20 protein-coding genes are annotated in these 20,908 nt (G+C 41.4%); 5 read left to right on the top strand and 15 right to left on the bottom strand.

Features of this window, described 5'->3' with window-relative positions; genetic code table 11:
- Positions 1 to 48 precede the first annotated feature (48 nt).
- Positions 49 to 846 (bottom strand): NACHT domain-containing protein, encoded by a 798-nt coding sequence (locus tag V7K53_RS10380; RefSeq protein ID WP_335197424.1) that lies wholly within the window; start codon positions 844 to 846, stop codon positions 49 to 51.
- A gap of 162 nt (positions 847 to 1,008) precedes the next feature.
- On the opposite strand from V7K53_RS10380, the gene V7K53_RS10375 reads away from it, so the two are divergent.
- Complete coding sequence (locus V7K53_RS10375; protein ID WP_094350888.1) at positions 1,009 to 1,203, top strand: hypothetical protein; 195 nt, start codon at positions 1,009 to 1,011, stop codon at positions 1,201 to 1,203.
- Between the two features lie 357 nt (positions 1,204 to 1,560).
- Positions 1,561 to 4,587 carry an SMC family ATPase gene (locus V7K53_RS10370; RefSeq protein WP_335197423.1) on the top strand — a complete coding sequence of 1,009 codons (3,027 nt, stop codon included), beginning with the start codon at positions 1,561 to 1,563 and terminating at the stop codon, positions 4,585 to 4,587.
- Positions 4,588 to 4,605: 18 nt separating this feature from the next.
- Here the strand turns inward: V7K53_RS10370 and V7K53_RS10365 are convergent, their stop codons facing one another.
- From V7K53_RS10365 to V7K53_RS10315, 11 genes are all read right to left on the bottom strand, one after another.
- On the bottom strand, positions 4,606 to 6,030 hold the full coding sequence (locus V7K53_RS10365; RefSeq protein ID WP_335197422.1) for a peptidoglycan-binding protein: 1,425 nt from the start codon (positions 6,028 to 6,030) through the stop codon (positions 4,606 to 4,608).
- A 291-nt stretch (positions 6,031 to 6,321) separates the two neighbouring features.
- Positions 6,322 to 6,831, bottom strand: coding sequence for an SH3 domain-containing protein (locus tag V7K53_RS10360; RefSeq protein WP_335197426.1), 510 nt, complete (start codon positions 6,829 to 6,831; stop codon positions 6,322 to 6,324).
- 289 nt (positions 6,832 to 7,120) lie between these two features.
- The gene (locus V7K53_RS10355; protein ID WP_335197420.1) at positions 7,121 to 8,632 is read right to left on the bottom strand and encodes an AAA family ATPase; all 1,512 of its coding nucleotides are present in this window, start codon (positions 8,630 to 8,632) and stop codon (positions 7,121 to 7,123) included.
- Between the two features lie 180 nt (positions 8,633 to 8,812).
- Positions 8,813 to 10,771: an AAA family ATPase gene (locus V7K53_RS10350; protein ID WP_335197419.1), complete on the bottom strand. Its 1,959-nt coding sequence runs from the start codon at positions 10,769 to 10,771 to the stop codon at positions 8,813 to 8,815.
- 188 nt (positions 10,772 to 10,959) lie between these two features.
- Entirely contained in the window at positions 10,960 to 11,487 is a 528-nt protein-coding gene (locus V7K53_RS10345) for a YceD family protein (RefSeq protein WP_335197418.1), read from the bottom strand.
- Positions 11,488 to 11,641: 154 nt separating this feature from the next.
- Positions 11,642 to 12,169 carry a Jag family protein gene (locus tag V7K53_RS10340; RefSeq protein ID WP_335197417.1) on the bottom strand — a complete coding sequence of 176 codons (528 nt, stop codon included), beginning with the start codon at positions 12,167 to 12,169 and terminating at the stop codon, positions 11,642 to 11,644.
- On the bottom strand, positions 12,166 to 13,317 hold the full coding sequence (yidC, locus tag V7K53_RS10335; RefSeq protein WP_335197416.1) for a membrane protein insertase YidC: 1,152 nt from the start codon (positions 13,315 to 13,317) through the stop codon (positions 12,166 to 12,168). The genes V7K53_RS10340 and yidC overlap by 4 nt, the downstream gene beginning before the upstream one ends.
- A 152-nt stretch (positions 13,318 to 13,469) precedes the next feature.
- On the bottom strand, positions 13,470 to 13,862 hold the full coding sequence (locus tag V7K53_RS10330) for a PH domain-containing protein (protein WP_335197415.1): 393 nt from the start codon (positions 13,860 to 13,862) through the stop codon (positions 13,470 to 13,472).
- Complete coding sequence (gene rnpA, locus V7K53_RS10325; RefSeq protein ID WP_335197414.1) at positions 13,849 to 14,271, bottom strand: ribonuclease P protein component; 423 nt, start codon at positions 14,269 to 14,271, stop codon at positions 13,849 to 13,851. The genes V7K53_RS10330 and rnpA overlap by 14 nt, the downstream gene beginning before the upstream one ends.
- A 25-nt stretch (positions 14,272 to 14,296) precedes the next feature.
- A complete protein-coding gene (gene rpmH / locus V7K53_RS10320; RefSeq protein WP_084227158.1) occupies positions 14,297 to 14,431 on the bottom strand; it encodes a 50S ribosomal protein L34 in 135 nt (44 codons plus the stop codon).
- 106 nt (positions 14,432 to 14,537) lie between these two features.
- On the bottom strand, positions 14,538 to 15,050 hold the full coding sequence (locus V7K53_RS10315; protein WP_335197413.1) for a DUF2808 domain-containing protein: 513 nt from the start codon (positions 15,048 to 15,050) through the stop codon (positions 14,538 to 14,540).
- 769 nt (positions 15,051 to 15,819) lie between these two features.
- Between V7K53_RS10315 and V7K53_RS10310 the strand changes: the two genes are divergently transcribed.
- From V7K53_RS10310 to V7K53_RS10300, 3 genes are all read left to right on the top strand, one after another.
- Positions 15,820 to 16,992, top strand: coding sequence for a Re/Si-specific NAD(P)(+) transhydrogenase subunit alpha (locus V7K53_RS10310; protein ID WP_335197425.1), 1,173 nt, complete (start codon positions 15,820 to 15,822; stop codon positions 16,990 to 16,992).
- 119 nt (positions 16,993 to 17,111) lie between these two features.
- A complete protein-coding gene (locus V7K53_RS10305; protein WP_109009004.1) occupies positions 17,112 to 17,405 on the top strand; it encodes an NAD(P) transhydrogenase subunit alpha in 294 nt (97 codons plus the stop codon).
- Complete coding sequence (locus V7K53_RS10300) at positions 17,402 to 18,808, top strand: NAD(P)(+) transhydrogenase (Re/Si-specific) subunit beta (RefSeq protein ID WP_335197412.1); 1,407 nt, start codon at positions 17,402 to 17,404, stop codon at positions 18,806 to 18,808. Before V7K53_RS10305 ends, V7K53_RS10300 begins: the two co-directional genes overlap by 4 nt.
- A gap of 154 nt (positions 18,809 to 18,962) precedes the next feature.
- Here V7K53_RS10300 and V7K53_RS10295 read toward each other — a convergent pair whose 3' ends face one another.
- The 3 genes from V7K53_RS10295 to V7K53_RS10285 all read right to left on the bottom strand — a co-directional run bounded on the left by V7K53_RS10295 (position 18,963) and on the right by V7K53_RS10285 (position 20,791).
- Entirely contained in the window at positions 18,963 to 19,682 is a 720-nt protein-coding gene (locus V7K53_RS10295) for an HNH endonuclease (RefSeq protein ID WP_335197411.1), read from the bottom strand.
- A gap of 61 nt (positions 19,683 to 19,743) precedes the next feature.
- Positions 19,744 to 20,046: an HNH endonuclease signature motif containing protein gene (locus tag V7K53_RS10290; RefSeq protein WP_193919299.1), complete on the bottom strand. Its 303-nt coding sequence runs from the start codon at positions 20,044 to 20,046 to the stop codon at positions 19,744 to 19,746.
- Positions 20,047 to 20,374: 328 nt separating this feature from the next.
- The gene (locus V7K53_RS10285) at positions 20,375 to 20,791 is read right to left on the bottom strand and encodes a type II toxin-antitoxin system VapC family toxin (RefSeq protein ID WP_335197409.1); all 417 of its coding nucleotides are present in this window, start codon (positions 20,789 to 20,791) and stop codon (positions 20,375 to 20,377) included.
- Positions 20,792 to 20,908 lie beyond the last annotated feature (117 nt).

Below are 20,908 nucleotides of genomic sequence, written 5' to 3'. Positions count from 1 at the left end.
GGGCTGTGTGTGGGTTCTGAGTTGTCGTTGTGAGAGACAATAACTCTACTACGGCAGCCCTATCTCTTCATACTCTTTTTTTGGCGAAGGTATTGCATAGGTTAGTACTTCTCGAATAGAAGAGATAGGATTTATCGTCTCTTCAGTGATGTATTGCAATAATCCAGGTTTGTTTGCAGCTTCTGCAAAGTTTTTGAGCGTGATAAAAATTGGCACACGTTCAGCCTGAAACTCACCTCCAAGACACTGAATTGCTAAATACTTTAAAAACGTAGTTTTGCCTGCACCTGGTTTACCCAAAATCATCAGCTTGGAGTATTTTTCAACCGCTTCCAGTCCTGGCAATCGTTTTTCAGTAATTCTGTTGAGTCCAAAGAGGTCAAAATCCTGGCTTTTACACTGTTGTAATAATTCATCAATGCCTAACCGCCGCTGTCCAGTGATTTTATCCAAAATATTAACGCTGGTGTAAATGTCATTCAACCCAATGGGTTGAGTCATATCTAGCACCCGCATTGTACCGTAACGTTCTTGAATGATGGGTTTTATCTTTTCGCGTACCCCTTGCACGATCGCATCAATATCAACATCAATGCTGTTATCTTGATTTATCTCTGGTTCACTTGCTGGTTCAGCAACTATTTCTTCCCACTCTAGGTCTAGCCTGTCACAAATCTGCACAAAGAGATTGCGGTCAACAGGTTTACCTGTAAAGAATTTTCCGATTGGCTGGCGAGTTACTTCTAAATCTTCAGCTAATGCTTTTTGAGTTAAGGAACAGCGAATCAAAGCTCTTTTTGCTTTTTGGATACCTTCTGGAGAACAGGAAAGCGATCGCCCGGACATAAGCTAACCACTAGACTTTTGCTGATTCTAACTGTCTATTTGGCAATTCATGCTCATCGCATACACAAGTCACTCATATCACCAACCTGTATTTAAGCCTACAACAAACACTCACCTGTCAAAGTATGGATGTAGTGATTCAAACGATTTGGGAGTGAGTCGATGTTATCCAAGAAATTTCCTTCAAGAGATGAAGTGCTGGCTGTTGTAACGCTGATTATGGTGATTGGTTCTCTCACTCTTGCAGTTATCGATGAGAAGAGTCGCCCTCCATTTCTAGATTTAACCAAATTTGCTGTCGGTACATATATTGGATTGTTGATACCTCGGTCAAGGTCAAGCGATCGCGATGTCTAAGAAGGGCTACGCCTACGCAACTAGCCAATGACAATCCTAAATAATTCGTAAGAGAAAAGATCCCCGGCAAGTTTTACGAAGTCAGGGATCTGTAACTTTCAATTCTCACAAATCAAACTAAGAATTTTTTCTTCTCACTCAATAGAAAAAAATAACGAAAACCCTCCAGAAGAGTTTCATTTTTCTCCGAAGACAGTAAAACTTTTTCATGCAATAAGAAAAATTGACTGATATTATTGTAAATTTTTGTAAATTTGATGTCTTCAAGACTAGAAACCTGATATCTAGATAGCTAAACTAACAAACAGTGCATCTGTACTGTTAATTATTAAAAGTAGATGTGGCGCTATAGCGTGAATGATCCCAGTACAACTTATCCTCAAAAACTTCCTCAGTTACCGTGATGCAACTTTAGATTTTGGTGGTTTGCATACGGCTTGTATTTGTGGTTCCAATGGTGCGGGTAAATCCTCCCTTTTAGAAGCAATCACTTGGGCAATTTGGGGTGAAAGCCGCGCTACTGCTGAAGATGATGTCATCTATTCTGGTGCAAAAGAAGTTCGGGTTGATTTTACTTTCCAAAGTAATCAGCAAAAATATCGGGTGATTCGTACCCGAATTCGGGGAGGTCCTAGCGTTCTTGAATTTCAAATAGAAATACCATCTGGGTTTCGCTCACTCACCGGCAAAGGGGTAAGAGCAACACAGGATTTGATTTTAGAACATATCAAGCTCGATTACGATACATTTATTAATTCTGCCTACTTACGTCAAGGTCGTGCAGATGAGTTCATGCTCAAGCGTCCCACAGAACGTAAAGAAATTTTAGCGGAGTTGTTAAAACTCAATCAGTATGATGATTTGGAAGAACGGGCAAAGGAATCTTCTCGTCAGTTCAAAGCACGGGCAGTAGAGTTAGAGCGTTCTTTGGAGTCGATAAAAATTCAGCTGCAACAACGCGAAATCACCCAAGCGCAAAGAGTGGAGTTAGAAGCCGAACTCAACCAACTGCAACAGGTGCAAGCTTTTGATAATATTCAATTACAAAGTTTGCAAGTTGTCCAGCACCAGCGCCAAAATTGGGAACAACAACTTAATTTTATAAAGCAGCAATACCAAAATCTTACCCAAGACTGCGATCGCCTCCAACAAGAACAATCAGCTATTGGCTCTCAGCTATCAGATTTAGAAAAAATATTATACCAAGAAGCTGAGATTAAAGCTGGATACGCCCAATATCAAAGTCTACAATCTCAAGAAGAAGCTTTTGCTGTCAAATTTGAAGAATACACCCGCGCCCAACAGAATCGCCAACAAAAGCAACAACAGCTTACCAAACAAATTCACGAAATCGAACGGCAACTGCAACAAGCTCAAGCGCAGCTAGAAGCTTTACAGCAGCAAGAGCGAGATATTCAACAAACTCTCACTAAGTCGGGTGAAGTAGAAGCCGCTTTGTCACAACTAACCGCAGCACGTCACCATGTTGCTCGTTTAGATCAATTGCAAATGCAAGTGACTCCCCTGTTGCAACAAAGAACAACTTTACAAAGCCAACTCGATCGCACTCATGCTGGTTTAGTAGCGCGACTCGAACAACTCCAAAATACTGAGAACCAATTGCAACGCCAACACGGCCGCCAACCGCAACTACAACAAGCGGTGATGGATGTAGCAATCCAGATTGAGGAACTGGAGAAAAAGCGGGTTTATCTGCAACGAGTTCAAGAAAAAGGGCAAGAAAGGCGGCACTTTATCGAACGTCTGCAAGCTCATCAACGGGATTATGAAAAACTGCTGGGAGAATTAGAGCAGAAATTGCAAATGCTCCAAAATCCTGAAGCACTTTGTCCATTATGTGAACGTCCTTTAGACGAACATCACTGGAGTCGGGTGGTGGAAAAAACCCAAAGTGAGTTAGAGGATACTCAAGGGCAGTTTTGGGTAGTGCGAGAACAAATGGCTGTATCTGACCGAGAAATTCAGGTACTTAGGCAGGAATATCGCGATATATCGCAACAATTGGCAGGTTATGATGGTTTACGGGAACAACGGGGACAGTTGGCAGCACAATTAGAAGCGACAACTGATGTGCAACAACAGTTACAACAAATTGCTGCTGAAAAACACCATTTAGAGCGATCGCTCCAAGCAGGTGATTACGCTCCCGATAAACAAGCGGAACTCCGGCAACTAGACCAATATCTGCAACAAGTTAATTATAATGAACAAGATCATGCCCTCGCCCGGAGCGAAGTTGAGCGGTGGCGATGGGCAGAAATTAAACAAGGGCAGATTAAAGATGCAACTAAGCGACAAGCGCAACTATTAGCCCGAAAACCAGAACTACAATCCCAAATTGCCCAATTACAAGCCAGAATCCAACAAGATCATATTGATTCTGAATGTGCTAAACAAATCGCGGCTCTTGAGCGTCACATTACCGAAATTGGCTACAGTTCTGAGCAGCACAACAATCTGCGTATGGCTGCAAAGAAAGCTCAATCTTGGCATTTGCGGTGTCAACAACTGCTATCAGCCCAGCAGCAGTATCCGCAACTCCAGGCGAGGTTGCAAGAGTTAGAGGAATCCAGAAGCGCCAGATTAACCGAGCGGCAAAAACTCGGCGGACAAATCGAAAGCATTATTCAGCAACTACAAGCAACAGCTAACCCATCTGCCCAAATTCAGGCTTTAGAGCAACAATTAGCAATACGCAGACGGCAACTCGATGAGCAAATAGCCAAGTTGGGGCGTTTAGAACAACTGACGCATCAACTGGAAACGCTACAAATTCAGTATGACCAACAGCAGCAGCAATTACAATCTTGCAAGCAGGAATATCGTGTTTATCAGGAATTAGCGCAAGCTTTTGGTAAAAATGGTATCCAAGCACTGATGATTGAGAATGTGTTACCGCAACTGGAAGCCGAGACAAATCAACTACTTTCGCGGCTGAGTGGTAATCAATTTCATGTACAATTTATTACTCAGAAAGCTGGACGCAGTGCTAAATCAACCAAAAAAAATGCCAAGCTAATAGACACCTTAGATATTTTAATCGCTGATTCTAGAGGAACACGAGCTTATGAAACTTACTCTGGTGGAGAAGCATTTAGAATTAACTTTGCCATCCGCTTGGCTTTGGCGAAATTATTAGCGCAAAGGGCGGGGGCGGCGTTGCAATTGTTGATTGTAGATGAAGGTTTTGGTACACAGGATGCTGAAGGATGCGATCGCTTGATTGCCGCGATTAATGCGATCGCTTCCGATTTCGCCTGCATCCTCACTGTCACCCACATGCCCCACCTCAAAGAAGCCTTCCAAGCAAGGATTGAGGTTAATAAAACTCAAGAAGGTTCACAGTTGAGCTTGTCAATTTAATTACGAATTACGAATTAGTTAATTGTATTTTACCCGTGCATCCAGACCTAATGAGCGGAGCTTTTTCGTTAACGTTTCTGCTTGGGCGCGATCGCTAAATGCTCCTGCATTCACATAATCCCCTAAATTGGATTGCTCCGCGACAGCGCTGGGTATATATTGTTGCACTTTACTCAGAGTATCATTACTGGAAATTGGAATTATTACTCTGTAAGGATTATTAGCAACTAATGTATTGCCATTGGTAACAGGTACTACATAATCATTGGCAGGAGGTAATGCATAGCGGTTAGTGTCAGCTAATACATAATCATTATTCTCAGTATAATTGCCCCCCATTGAACCATTTAACCCCAATGCTTCCCAAGTTTGCCAATCTACATTTCCACTAGAATTAATTCGAGAATATTGCTGGAATGCAATCACAGATTGTCTAGTGTAATCGTTGAAAAGTCCATCAGGATTAGCATTAGAGAAGAAACCCAACTGCGCCAAACGCGCTTGGACTACTCTGACATTTTCTCCGCGATCGCCTACAGTTAGATAATTTCTACCTGGTTGTTGAATACCACCTGTAGAGACTCTACGCACTGAGTCCAAAACTTGGGCATTAGCAATGCCATCAACAGGTAGTCCATTATTTCGCTGGAATGCAATTACAGCTTCTCTAGTCATTGGGCCAACATTCCCAGTGGCATCAGCATTTAAATAACCTAGCTGCCGCAAACGCACTTGGAGTTCTTTGACTTGTTGAGTGGAAAGACTCGATCTTCCTGGAGTCGGAGAGGAACCCATTAGTGCGTTCCAAGTTTGTTGATTCACAATCCCGTTAGCAGTTATGCGATAACTTCGCTGGAATGCAATTACAGCATCTTTAGTAATTCGTCCAAAATTCCCAGTGGGATTAGTATTAAAGTAGCCTAATTGCCGTAGACGCTGTTGTAATCTTGTGACGGCTGCACCAGTTTTGCCTTGAGAAAGAGTAGGATATTGACCAACAGGCGATCGCGCTGCGCCACCGATACTTCTATTAAAATTTCTACTTTGACACGCTCGTTGCAAGGCTCGTTGAGTACTAGCACCCACAACTCCATCAGCCGATATTCTATTGGCTTGCTGGAATTTGATTACAGCATTTTGAGTCAAGCTAGCAAACTTACCTGTCACTGGGCCGTTAAAATAGCCTAACTTTTTTAAACATCTCTGGCTTCTGCTAACTTCAGGACTATTACTTCCTATTTTCTGAAGTGCTAAAGCTTCTCCAGCAATACTCAAAAGCCCCGTAATTAGAGCCACAGACAAAAGACGCATTGCAGCACCAGTCGATAACTTTTTCCAATTTAAAAATTTAAAATTAACTACGATAGGAACAACCTTGATGCTTTCGGATGCCTCGTAGACTGAGGCAAGCTTGATTAAATGGCTAGCTACCCCTGTTTTCACTTGCTTTTTTAAAGTTAATGACTATAAAAAAGTATACCACTTAGCTATATGTAAGAATTACTTTTCGTATGATTCTTTACAAGTAAGTGTCCTGGCGAGTGGGGGACAAGAGGATAAACAAAACTCAGCACTGGCTCAACCCTAGCTATCCGCTAACAGCACTCTTTTGCCCAATACCCAATACTTCGGCTTACCTTGGCTCCCTTCTCTACGAGAGGCTGCGCCAACGACTGCACTCAGGGCAAGCCGCTCGGCACGAGTCGCTCAGTACAAGTGCCCCATGCCCTATATCTATTGTTCATCAACTTTTTCAGTATTACCTGCTTTTACCCAACCTTCTTGTTCGCTACCTTCCAAACGAATCTTTTGCCAGGATTTATCGTCGCTTTCTTCCAAGATAATAATTTTTTGATTAAAAGCAACCCCACCAATCTTTTCAGCTTCTTGATTGGGTTGCGATCGCAAACTCAAGCCTTCAGCCCAACTAACACGTCCTCGGTAAGCTCCCGATGGTAACGGTTTGGATGATGGGGTAGCCTTTGGTGATTCTGTAGGAGTAGAGGTTGAGCTTGGAGACGATTGAGTAGATGTCCCAGGTGTAAGAGCGGGCTTACTTCCTCCAGGCTCAGTTTTTTTAGGAGCTTGGGCTTTCACCGAAGGACTATCATTGGAATAAATGGGTTTGGCAGGGGCTATGCCAGTACGATTCATAAAATAGAGTGCAATTGCAGCACCGCCACCTATTAGCACAGCGATCGCTAAGAAAAACCCCAGTATAAATTTTGTTAAGCCAGACAACATAATTAAAACCTGATTATCAAGAGTCAAGGGTGAAGGTGAGCCAGTCATGTGCGTATTTTCCCCCATTGAGGGGAGCAGTATTGAACTGGCTCTCAAGGGTTACGAGTAGAGAAGCAAGTAACCCATCAGTATAAGAATCAATAGTCCATAATAATTCATCATTAACTATTGACTTTTGACTAACTGATTATTGTAGCTATGCTGAATAGACATCTGGTGAAATTAAATATGCGTTATCCAAAACCTTTGTAGAGACGTAGCACTCCTACGTCTCTACATTTTTTTGGGTTCACGTAGTGCGCCGGAGGCGTTCGCTCAAAGGACTGTGTTTAGATGCTAAACGCGCTCTCCCAGCAGCAGCCCATTCTTGGAGTTGCTGAATTTGCTCTACGGCAGTTCGTGCTAAGGGTACGATCTGACTGGCTGCTTCTAAAATGTCGTCGGTAGCAAAGTCGCGGTTTTGGCTAAATCCAATATGCATCGCTTCAATTAAAGTTTGCTCAATCTCGGCTCCAGAAAAATCGGGCGTTTCATAAGCTAGCCTATCGATGTCATAACTTTTCAAGTTATGGGGGCGCAGTCGGGATAAATGAACATCATAAATTGCTTTTCTCTCTTCTTGCGTGGGCAAACCCACAAAGAAAATTTCATCAAATCGCCCCTTGCGGAGCATTTCCGGCGGTAAGGCTTGGATGTCGTTGGCGGTGGCGACGACAAACACAGGCGAGCTTTTTTCGGCTAGCCAGTTAATAAAAGTGCCAAACACACGGCTAGCTGTTCCGGCATCACCTTTGCTACCAAGCCCAGCAAAGGCTTTATCTATTTCATCAATCCACAAAATACAGGGAGCGAGAGCTTCAGCTACTTGGATCATTTGGCGAGTCCGAGATTCTGATTCACCCACCAAACCACCAAATAACCTTCCCACATCCAAACGTAGCAGGGGTAAATGCCAATGATGAGCGATCGCTTTTGCTGTTAACGATTTACCAGTTCCCTGGATACCCACCAACATTAAACCACGGGGGTGCGGTAATCCGTACTGTCGCGCCTTATCTGTAAATGAGCCTCCCCGACGAATCAGCCAGTCTTTCAGATTATCGAGTCCACCGATATCAGAAATTTGCTCAGTGGCGGGGTAGAAGTCCAAGATTTGGGTTTGGCGGATAGTTTGGCGCTTTTCTTCCAAAACCAGATCCACGTCTTCTGGTTGCAATTCGCCGTGGGTAGCGATCGCTTTTGCCAAAACCCGACGAATCCGTTCCATCGAAAGTCCTTGACAAGAGCGTACTAAGTCATCTAAAACTTTCCCAGAAAGGGAATTACCAGTACTTTGCAGTAAACGTTCCACCTCAGTTTTAATTTCTGGGGCGGCGGGTAAGGGAAACTCGACGACTGTCAGCACTTCGGTTAAGTCATCGGGGATGGCGATGCGTGGCGATAGTAGGACAATATTTTTTGGTTGCGACTTCAGGAGTCTCGACAGGTTGCGGAGTTTGCGAGCGATCGCTACATCATCTAAAAAGCGATGATAATCTCGGAGAATTAATACCGCAGGTGCGGAAGCTGGTAATTTTTCGATGAATTCTAAAGCTTGCAACGGGTTACGTCGCCCAAACCCAACATCATTGGGGTTTCCTTGGTAGCCATCGACAAAATCCCACGTATACACTGGGCGATTACCCTGGTTGGTTGCTTCTTCCCGGATAGCTGCTTCTACCCGTTCTTCCTCGTATGTAGGAATATAAATTAAGGGGTAGCGGGCGCGTAGTAGCAGTTTAAACTCTTCACGGAAGTTCATATTTGGCTATCGTTATTAGTTCTTCTCTCATTGTTCAGGTTTGTATCGCCTCTAACAACTAAAAAACCAACATCTACCAGTTCATAGCGGTTGCCAGTGCGATCGCTCTATGTGAGATATTTTTTAAAAGCGATCGCTCTTTATGCGGTGATCGTGATTAAATAATTAGTATAAAAATAACTACTCGTTTTTATGTAAGGTATTTCGTAATTCTTCAGCCAGTCCAGACAAGAAATCAGGTTTATTTTCAACTAGCCATTCTGTAAGCCTATAAGAGTGTCTAGTCTTTCTAAATTCTAATTTATTGTCACATAATACTTGAAAGATTCTTTCAAGTATATTTGCACCGTGAATCTTAGATAACCAATTATTATCTGAAACTTCTTCTCTTTTTACACCTTGAAGCAGATAGGATTTTTCCTGTTTTATTTTGTCAATATATTGCTGAACCTGAGTAATGCTGATAGGTATTGCTAGCCATGTAGCTTCTTCATTAATTACCACTGATATAGCTTCAGGATCAAGTAGATAATTCTCATACATAGGTTGGTGTAAAAAAGTCACACCTCTCTTCTCTAGTTCTTGAATCTTTGTTTCTGTCTTACTTTCTCTATCGAATATAAATCCGATAGCTGGTGGAAACAGAGTTGCTCCTGTTGTGAGTTTTTTATAAATATCAAAAACCAGGTCAGACCGTTTTCCATCCAAAAGAGCATCGGTGCTATTGACAGATAAAATTTTAATACCCATTAATATTATTCTTGTAACTTTATCCAATACAAGTGGAAAACATTTCTCCTCGGTTTGTCCTTCCACCCAGAGAATACTATCAGCACCAAAAACATCGGATAACCTTACTCCAAGTTCAGATAAAATTTCGTTTTGTGACTCTATCTCTTTTGTATTTATTACTGATGCAGTTGTTTCACAATCTTGATATTGGAGCTTTACAATATTAGAAGGATTAGCAGATGCGATAATTTCTGGCGAATGAGTAGCAATAAAATATTGATGCTGTGGAAATTGTTTAATAGTTTCTATAAGTTTTTTAGCTGCACCTGGATGTAAAAAAGATTGTGGTTCATCAATAATCAATGTTCTATGTTCTTCAGAAGAAACTAGAATATATAAAATCGCTAGTACTTGACCAACTCCACTTCCACATGATGAGAGAGATAGCGATAAATCATGTCTATGAAGATTATCTGTGTTCCAAATAAGGATTTCAACATTTGCGTTATCTCTCATTACAACAGAAAACCATTTGATTTCTGGTAAAATCTCTGAAACTAATTTATTCAGTTGATCGAACATTCCAGGAATTTTACCCTGCAATATAAAAAGTACTTCAGGTAAATTAGAAGCATCATCTTTTAGTTCTTTATTATTTTCAAATCTGCAACTAGCTATGTTTAGTCGTTCTGCATTAAATCTATAAATACGAGTTTGAAAAATTTTAAATATATTTCTACCTATACTTTCTTCGATTTTTCCTTTATATTTCATAAAGTCTACTTGATTAAGGTGGTAATCATCAAAATAGTAAACTTCTTGTAGAATAAGCTCATCATACTCATAATAAAGTTGATAAAAATTTTCGTCAAAACCTTCTTCATAAGATTCAAAATTAAGTAATCTTCTTAGGCTTTTATCATCTAGCTTTAAATCAAAACGCAAAAATAAACTTATTTCTAAAAAATTAGAATCATTCAAAAACTGTTTAAATTGCTTAAAAGCATATTTAACTGAGTCATGTAAAAAGTTTATATATTCTCTATCATATATATCTGGATCATTCTGGTATTGAGGTAAAACTAATTCAATATAATTATGATCTAATTTTGGTGCGGGAATACCAATTTTAGATGATAATTGCTTTATAAGATTACGTAATTCTTCTTTTTCAATATGCAAAGTAATTTCTATTTTTGATTCTTCTTGTATACTCGAATACTTATTTGGCAAGGTCTTTAAACTTCTATGAGGATGATTTTCAAAATCTAGCGTCAGTACCTCAAGTAAAGATGTTTTTCCTGCATTATTTCGCCCAACAATAATATTAATACCTGGTGAAAATTCAATTAGTCCAGAATCGAGATATGACTTATAGTTAAATACTTGTAGCTTCTTGATAAACATTTTGTATCATTTATTGACTAAGTTAGTTCTATTATTGGTAATTTAACTTATTTTGCCAACTAAAATTGAAGAAACCCGGTCTCCTAGAGAAGCCGAGTTTCCATGTAAACGTCATAGATTAGCTTACTAAACTACTGCATAAGTTGTAAGACTTAAGATGAGCAAGTGTTGCGGCGTAATGCGTCTTACTACCCCGGAAGTTGCTTTTTCAGCGCTTCCAGAGAAGCCCAACGGTTATCAACTGGAGTTTCACGACTATCAGAATTATCAGGAATATCAGCTGTATTACTTACAGGAATACCTGGACAATTGCGATCGCACAGTTGCCGTTGTGGTACTGCCAAGCACATCTGCTCATAAAGCCATTCGTTTGGATAAAAATAACCATCGGGCGGTAAACTTTCCAGCAAATCTTCCATAACTACTTCCCTTTCTAAGGGCAAGTCATTTGACTGATTTGCAGTTTCGTCTAACCAGATGATTTCTTTCGTATCAAGCCCTAAACGGCGATTGTATTGCTGCAAGCAGCGGTTGCAGGTACAAGTAATAATTGTTTCTGCCTGACTAGATACTTGCAAGTAATTACCATGATGCTGCACGCGCACGTAGCCACGAACTGGTGTCAAAGTTTCCAGACCAGGCAGAAATTCATTAACCTGAACTTCCTCTGTCCGCTCCGGGGCTTGAGTTAGCTGCGGAATATAAATTGCGTCCATAGGATTTGTGAGACATCCTCACTAAAATTTATCTTGATTACCAGTAACTATACTGATATTGAATTTTTATTTTATCCCTCAAGAACAAGAGAAATTTTGAAATTATATATGGTTATGAGTTTTCAATTAACTCCAAACTCATAACTCCTAACTCCTAACTCCTAACTCCTTCCAACGAAGCTGGACAGACAACCAGATGACGATGTGGCTCTTTACCGCGACTGAAGGTTTCTAAATCTCCAAATTCCTTCAAGAAGGTATGAACTTGACGCCGTTCAGCAGAACTAAGAGATTTGATTTCCACTTCTCTACCAGAAAAGCGCACTTCATCGGCTGCTGCTTCTGCCAATGCACGAATTTCGGCTTCTCTTTTGACCCTGTAGCCATTTAACTCAATGGTGTAAGAGGCTTGTTCTTCCGGGGGCTGGCTAAGGTTTAGAACCGAATTTGCTAGATACTGAATCGCATCTAACACAGAACCATCAGCACCAATTAACACCTGGATTTGTTCTGATGTCAAATTGGTTTGGTCAATAGTCAACCAGTAGTTATCTGGTTCTGGAGAATCGCCGTCTTGAGAATGGGCAGTTTCTAAATGACCCTGAATCTCAGCAGGTATTCCAGTGAGTTCCAGCAGGGTTTTTAACCACTGCTGACCTCGCTGCATCGGAATGTCGCTCATGATCCCCCTGTCGCCTTTTTCTTGGCACTTTTTGGTTCAAACGGTAATGCTTTTTGTTCTGTGACTGCTGCTTCTTTCTCCTGGGTTTCTACAATTTTTTGCAGTTCTTCTGGTAGAGGTTCGCGGGAGAGAAGATAAGTTTGGGCGGTTTGGAAAATATTACCAATCACCATATACATCAGCACCCCAGCTGGTAGGGGAAAGAACAAGAACATCCCAGAAAAGATAACAGGGGTGATTTTGTTAACTGTATCCTGCTGCGGATTGCCACCGCTGGAATTTTGCCCAGAAAGCATTTGGCTAACATAAAGGCTGATCCCAAAGAAGACAATCATGGCGACGATATCCCAGTGGATTGTGCCATCTGGATCTTGTGCGCCAACCCTTCCTAAAGCATCAATAAATAGAAAGCCTTTTTCTGCGGCTAGTCCAGGAATTGTTCCTTGAATGGTGACATCTCCTGGTTGCAAAGCTTCTACATTGCCCTGGGCATCAATTTTTATCTTATCTTCACCCTTGGTAATTTTCCAATCAGGAATCAGCTTGTTTTCTGGGTGTTCTGCTAAAAGTACCTGAAATGGTTTACCCTCAACAGTCTGATACTGTATCTTGGTTTGTTCTCCCACCGCTAATTTATTTCCGCTAGGAATAATCGCAGCTACTTTAACGTGTTCTCCATCTGCAACATAAATATTTTGAGGAGCAGTGGCAAAGGCTTGTGGTTGAATTTGTTCGATTTGTTCTGCGGGAAGAATTTGCAGGTTAACACTGTAGTTCGCACTTGCAAAAGGCGAACCCCGCAAAGTTGCAAACAGCGCTAACAAGACTGGCATTTGCACTAGTAATGGAAAACAGCCTGCCAAAGGGTTGCCAAATTCTTTTTGAACATTAACCATTTCCTCCTGCTGCTTTTGCGGTTCATCCTTATAGCGCTCTTTGATTTCTGCCATCCGCTTCTGCATCAGAGGTTGTACAATTCGCATTTTCCGCATGTTGCGAATTGAGCCAGCACTCAGGGGATAGAGCGCGAAGCGGACTATCAAGGTCAAAGCAACGATCGCTAATCCGTAGCTAGGCACAATACCATAGAAGAAATCTATGATTGGCAGCATCACGTTGTTCGAGAGAAAGCCGATACCAAAATCCATTATTCTGAATTCAACCTGAGGTACTGTAAACTGAATCTAATTTATCTAAATCATGATTTGTCGGCGACTATCTTTCGCTACGGATAGCCGCACATTTAAATTGGGCATTGGGGATGGACCATTGGGCATTGGTTCTTCTCCCTCTGGTTCCATCACTTGTCAGCAACGGCGCTATATTCAGGATTTTTCGCAGCAATTCTTTCGTTTATGTAGTCATAGACTTCCCGAAACTTGGGAATTGCGCGCAATTCGAGACGACTGCCGTTTTTTAGAGTAATGGCCATATCTCCCCAAAAGCCAATGCCACGGGGAACTTTGACGATTTTGACAATTTCTGAGTAAATTACGTCAGTGCGATCGCGTCCCTGCCAACCTCCAATCACAGTAATTCGGCGGTCGGTGATGCGGAAACGCAGCCACAATGCCCTGACAATTGCCCCGACTGCTAATGGTATCCCGACAATGGTTAGCCCAATCAGCAAGTTGACAATTAAATCCCCAACATGGGGACCACCTTCATAATAAACATCTTCACGAATTCCCATCGAACACCTCAGCTTGTGCCAACAACTGCTCTAATTCTTGCAGAAATTGTCGGCTTACGCACTTAGATTCTGCTGCTGTGGGTTTGACAATGAATACTAGCCGCCATCCTGGTGATAATTTTGGCAGCAGGTTATGTAAAGCAGCAGTAATTTGCCGTTTGATTCGGTTGCGAACCACTGCCCTTTTGCTGACTTTTATGCTAATCGAAATGCCAATCTGCGTACTGGCAAGGAGCTTTGAGTCAGTTGCTTGTGTAGTCTGGATGGCAGTGTCCAAAGAAGGTCTCGTTGAACACAAGGGTTTTAAGGCTCTCAATGTTAAATAAGAGCCATGACGCCGAATTCCTTCTCGGAAAACTGCCTGGAAATCCTTTCGGGATTTTAGACGATTTGCTTTGGGCAAAGCCACAGATTCTCTTTTAGCTTGATATGCCCTAAACAGCCAGACGGTGACGGCCTTTTTTTCTTCTGGCGCTAATCACGTTTCTGCCGTCTGGTGTCCGCATCCTGGCGCGAAAACCAGAAGTTCTTTTTCTCTTACGGCTAGTACCGCCCAGTGTTCTTTTCATACTCTTCTCCTCTTAGGTGATTTTTATAAAAACTCACAATCTCTAATTTTATCACTTTGTTAGGGAATTGGGAATCGCCGATTGGTTATATCCCTACTCCCTATTCTTAACTAATGCTCAAAATCCATGTTCCCATGTAGCGCAGTAGTGGTACATCGCCAGGGGAGAGCACTTGACAGTTAAAATAGTAAACTCCACCGAAGGATGGGTTTTTCACGTTAGATAACACTACCTCGACTGCACTACCTGCTGGCACTGGCTCTTGAGGAAAAATATTAATCAGTTTACCTTCTTTGTCCCACTTCACCTCAGAAAGCGGAACTGCTTTGCCTTTGACTCGGACTTCAATTTTTTTCTGGTCAAAAGTTCCTTTGTAATAATCAGGGTAGGTAATGGCAAATTGACCAACTGCCAATTTCATTCTTTTGGCTGGAATCTTCAATATGTATCGATCCCAACCATTAGCTTGTCCCCCAAAATCTAACCGGAAGGGTAGCTGATTTTCTTGTTTGACGCCGCTAAACAGCGTAAATCCAGGTAAGCTTTGCGCCCAACTCAAGGCTGGTAATCCAGTAACCAAAAAGCTAGTCACGGCTAAAGCAGAAAGTAAACGTCGCATAATCGGCCTTCCTCTACCAAAATATAAATCTGTTATCTAAATAATGACTGTGTGTTAGTATTCTTTACTAAACTTTACTACTGGCTTCCTGACAATGGACGTTTAATTTCCAAAAAAAGTGCCATTCTATCTGAATTTTAGGCAACAGTAAAATTACTTAGTGTTAAAAAAAACGGATATTGAATTTACTTCATTACCCTTATATAGCCCTGATTTGATTACTAAGTTGGTCAAATTTGAACTAGATATAAACACAGTTGGGGGTTAGATTGTGTTTCCAAATATGTATAAGTGTATCTAAATTTGAGAATTTTGTTATAAAAATTGATCCATGTCATCAGCGATCGCCAGTTAAGTTGGGCTAAATTGATTAAAATAAGTTGGATTGGAATCGAAACTCGTAATCATTAAAATTTGATTGGGAAATTATCAAGCTTTCAAAATTCGGTCAATATTACTCTATAAGAAAGGAATACCAAAATTTCTCAATCCCGAAAACAAGCTAAAGATAAAGATGCAAAATTTGGGAATCAATTTAGGATGTGCAATACGTAACCCTGTTTGCAACTATCTGAAAATATGACATCTGCGAGCGGCAAAGTGAGGCTTTGCCTGGAGAGCTAAGAGTGGGAGAGGAAAGATTCAAGGTTCAATCTACAAGTAAAATTCATGGCTGATGTTCCTGCCTAAGTACTATGAGTGCGGGACACGCATCATCTGGACAATCACTTACTTGGCAGAGATTAAGTATTTATCTTCAGGAGATTTCATGAGAATAGCAGTTGCTAAAGAAATTGAGGTTTGTGAACGTCGTGTGGCATTAATTCCTGACACAGTTGCCCGATTGGTAAAACAAGGCTTGGAAGTTTGGGTAGAAGCAGGTGCAGGAGAGCGATCTTTTTTCAGCGATCCTGACTATGAAGCCGCAGGAGCCACAATAATCAGCGATACTGCCAAATTATGGGGCGAAACAGATATTCTGTTGAAAGTCAGTCCACCGCAAGAACGAGAAGATGGACGCTCAGAAATTGACTTGTTAAAGGAAGGGGCTGTGTTAGTCAGTTTCCTCAATCCTTTGGGAAATCCCATTGTGGCGCAGCAACTGGCCAATCGGAAAGTCACAGCTTTGAGTATGGAGATGATCCCCCGTACCACCAGAGCGCAAAGTATGGATGCTTTGTCCTCGCAAGCTTCATTAGCAGGTTACAAAGCAGTATTAATTGCAGCAGCTGCATTACCGAAATACTTCCCGATGTTAACCACAGCCGCAGGTACGATCGCTCCAGCGAAAGTATTTATTATGGGCGCTGGTGTCGCAGGATTGCAAGCGATCGCTACCGCTAGACGTTTGGGAGCAGTGGTAGAAGCCTTTGATATTCGTCCCGCCGTGAAAGAAGAAGTGCAAAGCTTAGGGGCAAAATTCGTTGAAGTCAAATTAGACGAAGAAACCGTCGCTGCTGGCGGTTACGCCAAGGAAATTTCTGAGGCTAGCAAACAACGTACCCAAGAAGTTGTCGCCGAACACGTTAAGAATTCTGATGTAGTGATTACTACTGCTCAAGTGCCTGGGAGACAAGCACCACGGCTAGTTACAGAAGAAATGGTGGCACAAATGAAACCAGGTTCAGTAATTGTGGATTTGGCTGCCGATCAGGGTGGTAACTGCGCCTGCACCGAACCCGGCAAAGATATTGTGTGGAACGGTGTAACAATTATCGGCCCGATCAATCTCCCATCATCGATGCCAATTCACGCCAGCCAATTGTATGCCAAGAACGTAACATCGTTGATGCAATTGCTAATTAAGGACAAGGCTTTGCAGGTAGACTTTAGCGACGACATCGTTGATGCTGCTTGCGTTACCCATGCAGGTGAAATTCGCAATCAACGAGTGCGGGATGCACTACAAGCATCGAATACTCAACAACCGGCGGTTAATTAGGGAGTGGCAAGTAAGAATTTTAGATTTTAGATTTTAGATTTTAGATTGAAATTTAATCAAAAATCCAAAATCCAAAATTGAATCGCCCAGTGCCCATTTACACAAGGAGTTTTGATTTCATGACAGAGGCATTACTTGCTGCTTTGTTTGTATTTGTATTGGCATCTTTTATCGGCTTTGAAGTCATCAACAAAATCCCACCGACTTTACACACGCCCTTAATGTCAGGCTCAAACGCGATTTCTGGCATTTCGGTACTTGGGGCAATAGTGGCCTCAGGTGCTAGAGAAACAAGTGTGTCAGTAATTCTCGGTTTAATCGCTGTAGTACTAGCTACAGTCAACGTTGTAGGTGGCTTTCTAGTCACAGATAGAATGCTGCAAATGTTCAAGAAGAAGGAGATTAAGGCGTGAGCGACTTTTTACCAACTGGCATTCAGCTGACATATTTAGTCGCTGCATCCTTATTCATTTTTGGTTTGAAAAAGCTGGGTTCACCAGCTACAGCGCGAAACGGTAATGTGATTGCATCTGTGGGGATGCTGCTGGCAATTGTGGCGACAATGCTAGATCGGCATGTGTTGAACTACGAGATGATATTGTTGGGCTTGGCGATTGGATCGGGAATTGGTGCGATCGTTGCCTACAAAGTCCAAATGACCGAAATGCCTCAAATGGTGGGTTTACTCAACGGTTTAGGCGGTGCGGCTTCTGCACTAGTAGCCGTTGCCGAATTCTGGCGATTATTGGATTCTGGCGCACCCATACCCATAGATGTGAACATTTCCATGCTGTTGGACGTGTTAATCGGTGGTGTTACCTTCACAGGTAGTTTTTTAGCCTTTGCCAAATTGCAAGGTTTAATTAGCGGTTCCCCGATTACATTTCCTTTCCAGCAACCATTTAACCTGTTGCTTCTGGGTGCTTATTTGGTAGGCAGTGTCTATTTAATCATTACACCAGATAGCTTACCCATATTCTTGGGAGTGGTAGCTGTTTCCTTAGTGCTGGGTGTGATGTTCGTCATCCCCATTGGTGGCGGCGATATGCCGGTGGTAATTTCGCTGTTGAACTCCTTGTCAGGGGTGGCGGCGGCGGCGGCTGGTTTCGTGGTGATGAACAATATGTTAATCATCGCTGGTGCTTTGGTAGGAGCATCCGGCTTAATCCTTACCGAAATTATGTGTAAGGCGATGAACCGCTCTCTCTTCAGTGTGCTGTTCAGCGCTTTTGGTACAGGTTCTAGTTCTGGTGGTGGTGCTGCTAGTGGTGGTGCGATCGATCAAACTGTCCGCAGCATCGATCCTGAAGAAGGAGCGATGATGTTGGGTTATGCTCGTTCTGTGGTAATCGTACCTGGTTATGGTATGGCAGTTGCTCAAGCACAACATAGCGTCCGCGAATTGTCGGATCAGTTAGAAAAAATGGGCGTTGATGTCAAGTATGCCATTCACCCCGTTGCTGGTAGAATGCCGGGACACATGAATGTGTTGCTGGCGGAGGCAAATGTGCCTTATACCCAGTTGTATGACATGGATGATATTAATCCCCAGTTCGATCAAGCGGATGTCGCTTTAGTAATTGGGGCAAATGATGTGGTAAATCCGGCGGCGCGGAGTGATACAAGTAGCCCGATTTATGGTATGCCGATTTTGGAAGTTGATCGGGCGAAGCAAACAATTGTAATTAAGCGCGGGATGAGTACGGGTTTTGCCGGTGTAGATAATGAGTTGTTCTACAAGGATAAAACTACGATGCTTTTTGGTAGTGCGAAGGATATGGTGGCGAAGTTGGTTTCGGAAGTGAAGCAACTTTAACGAACCGCGAAGGGCGCAAAGTAAAGAAATAATTTAGAGAGTTGGCTTGCTTTGGGGGTGTGATGCTTCTGAAGCAAGTTTTTTAGTCAAATAAAGTGAGTTTTGCAAATTTCGATTTTGGTGTTTATCTTGCATAAACTATTTATAGAATTTATCATGACAATTTCTTTTGCCTTACTACGGCGTACATTTTTAATCTGCCCCATATTTCTATAGCATAAAAACCAGCATCTGGATTGTCACTTGTCATAGCACGTACTACTTTAATACCTGGGCGATCATATGTGTTCAAATGTTGTTGATATTTTTTTAGTATGGGTTGAGCAGCTTTATCATCTACAGTAAAAAATTGAATCTCAAAATTGTTTTCTATAAAAGTCTGATCAACAAAATAAGTTATGCCACGAACTATCTTATGACACAAACGTTCTAACTTATCGGCTGATATTGGAATAGATGCATATTCTGGATAATAAATATTGCTTTGTACTTGAAAATTTGGATGTAAACCTATAGGTGGAATTGCTTCCCATTTAACTATTTCTTGTTTTATCTTCTCTCTTTTCCTTTCTCTTATTCGTTTTTCTTTTCTATCATTTGCATAGTCTGGATCTATTGAACGTAATACCTTATCTGTAATTCCGCTTGACTTTGCATCTTCAGGATCAATACACAAACCTAGTCTCAAGAGTAGATCCTCTTCCAATCTACCATATTGCTCGTTGCATTTTTTGCATGATGGAATTGTCCATCTTTGCAAATTTTCAGGAGTATTATCTGGATACCAAGCAAAGGGGAATACATGATCTCGTGTCAAATATTCCACATTTTGTAAACAATGTACACATCTTCCTGACTTAGATCGTTTAGCCATTGTTTGCCTTTTTGCAGTTAAAATTTATTGTAGGTGGGGTAGAGCAACAGAGGAATCTAACCTATTGTCTGACAATATTGATGTACCATTGTAGGGGGCGTAAGTTGGAAATATGATCGCTGCCCCCTTGAGATTTTGGTATTATATGGTCAATTTCCCATCCATAAGTAGATTGACGCTTTCCATACTTATATCTATTTATCAATCTTCCAAACTGATCTTTCCGCCAGATCCTTGGATCACAGTCTGGAAGAATAAAACCCTTTTCCCATACTGCTTGAATTTTAGTTAATTGGGCTGCATTTTGAGCCGTTTGATAGGCCAGCGCCAATGAATAATAATTAGGACTTACATTACCAAACATATTGTGGTTTCTCCTTCAACCTATCCCACTATTTGAAAAATCCCTACTTGTCTTTGTAAAATATGCTTGAAAACCTTAATTTTTCGTTTTCATTCTTTAACAAACTTAAGCTTTATAAGACAAAAATGATTAGTGGGATAGCTTCTTATTAGAGTTAGTTTATAGATTATAGTACATTTATACTGATAAATATTGGTAAAAAAGGCGATCGCCTGCAAAATCTCTATTGTGCGATCGCTCTCTCCTTACTCTGTGTCCTCTGCGCCTCTGTGGTTTGTTAAAAAGAGCGATCGCCAAATCTTCACAGTGCGATCACTCGGTTCATTTTCTAAATTTCTTGCCATTCTGTAGCATCAATAAAAATAGATAGATGTTTTTTATTACTTGTGGCGATAATAACCTCATGCCCATAATTAGCAACTAGAATAGATTGAGATGCCAAAATTACATCACCATCTAAAGCTTTATTATCTGCTGTATATTTTCCTTGATTTCTTACTTGGGCCCATAACTCTGCTGCTTTCAACATCACTTCTGTTGTAATAGGAAGATAGATAATTTCTGACTTTAGTTGATTAAGTTTTTTAATTCCTGATAATTTATTTGCCCTTAATAATTCCCGTCTAATTTCATAATCTATAATTTCTGGTAAAATTACTTCATATCCTCTCTCAAATAGCGTATAAAACCATTCTTGACATTGCACAGCTAGAGGCGTTGCTTTTGGATTAGTAATTAATCCCACAGGTGCAGAATCTAAGATAATAACCTTATACCAATTTAATATGAAGCTGCATAGAATAAAGCTTCCAGGATAAAGTTGTAAGAAGAGACAGAAATTACCTGCTCAAATGTAAGTTGG

Origin of the sequence: Nostoc sp. (assembly GCF_036917355.1) — a bacterium.
In the GTDB taxonomy this organism is placed as follows: Bacteria; Cyanobacteriota; Cyanobacteriia; order Cyanobacteriales; family Nostocaceae; genus Nostoc.
This window is presented reverse-complemented; position numbering and strand designations above follow the sequence as displayed.

Excerpts from the sequence above, each read along its gene's own strand:
- V7K53_RS10380 (WP_335197424.1), bottom strand. The coding sequence starts at position 846 with ATGTCCGGGCGATCGCTTTCCTGTTCTCCAGAAGGTATCCAAAAAGCA.
- V7K53_RS10375 (WP_094350888.1), top strand. The coding sequence starts at position 1,009 with ATGTTATCCAAGAAATTTCCTTCAAGAGATGAAGTGCTGGCTGTTGTA.
- V7K53_RS10370 (WP_335197423.1), top strand. The coding sequence starts at position 1,561 with ATGATCCCAGTACAACTTATCCTCAAAAACTTCCTCAGTTACCGTGAT.
- V7K53_RS10360 (WP_335197426.1), bottom strand. The coding sequence starts at position 6,831 with ATGTTGTCTGGCTTAACAAAATTTATACTGGGGTTTTTCTTAGCGATC.
- V7K53_RS10355 (WP_335197420.1), bottom strand. The coding sequence starts at position 8,632 with ATGAACTTCCGTGAAGAGTTTAAACTGCTACTACGCGCCCGCTACCCC.
- V7K53_RS10350 (WP_335197419.1), bottom strand. The coding sequence starts at position 10,771 with ATGTTTATCAAGAAGCTACAAGTATTTAACTATAAGTCATATCTCGAT.
- V7K53_RS10345 (WP_335197418.1), bottom strand. The coding sequence starts at position 11,487 with ATGGACGCAATTTATATTCCGCAGCTAACTCAAGCCCCGGAGCGGACA.
- V7K53_RS10340 (WP_335197417.1), bottom strand. The coding sequence starts at position 12,169 with ATGAGCGACATTCCGATGCAGCGAGGTCAGCAGTGGTTAAAAACCCTG.
- yidC (WP_335197416.1), bottom strand. The coding sequence starts at position 13,317 with ATGGATTTTGGTATCGGCTTTCTCTCGAACAACGTGATGCTGCCAATC.
- V7K53_RS10330 (WP_335197415.1), bottom strand. The coding sequence starts at position 13,862 with ATGGGAATTCGTGAAGATGTTTATTATGAAGGTGGTCCCCATGTTGGG.
- rpmH (WP_084227158.1), bottom strand. The coding sequence starts at position 14,431 with ATGAAAAGAACACTGGGCGGTACTAGCCGTAAGAGAAAAAGAACTTCT.
- V7K53_RS10315 (WP_335197413.1), bottom strand. The coding sequence starts at position 15,050 with ATGCGACGTTTACTTTCTGCTTTAGCCGTGACTAGCTTTTTGGTTACT.
- V7K53_RS10310 (WP_335197425.1), top strand. The coding sequence starts at position 15,820 with ATGAGAATAGCAGTTGCTAAAGAAATTGAGGTTTGTGAACGTCGTGTG.
- V7K53_RS10305 (WP_109009004.1), top strand. The coding sequence starts at position 17,112 with ATGACAGAGGCATTACTTGCTGCTTTGTTTGTATTTGTATTGGCATCT.
- V7K53_RS10295 (WP_335197411.1), bottom strand. The coding sequence starts at position 19,682 with ATGGCTAAACGATCTAAGTCAGGAAGATGTGTACATTGTTTACAAAAT.
- V7K53_RS10290 (WP_193919299.1), bottom strand. The coding sequence starts at position 20,046 with ATGTTTGGTAATGTAAGTCCTAATTATTATTCATTGGCGCTGGCCTAT.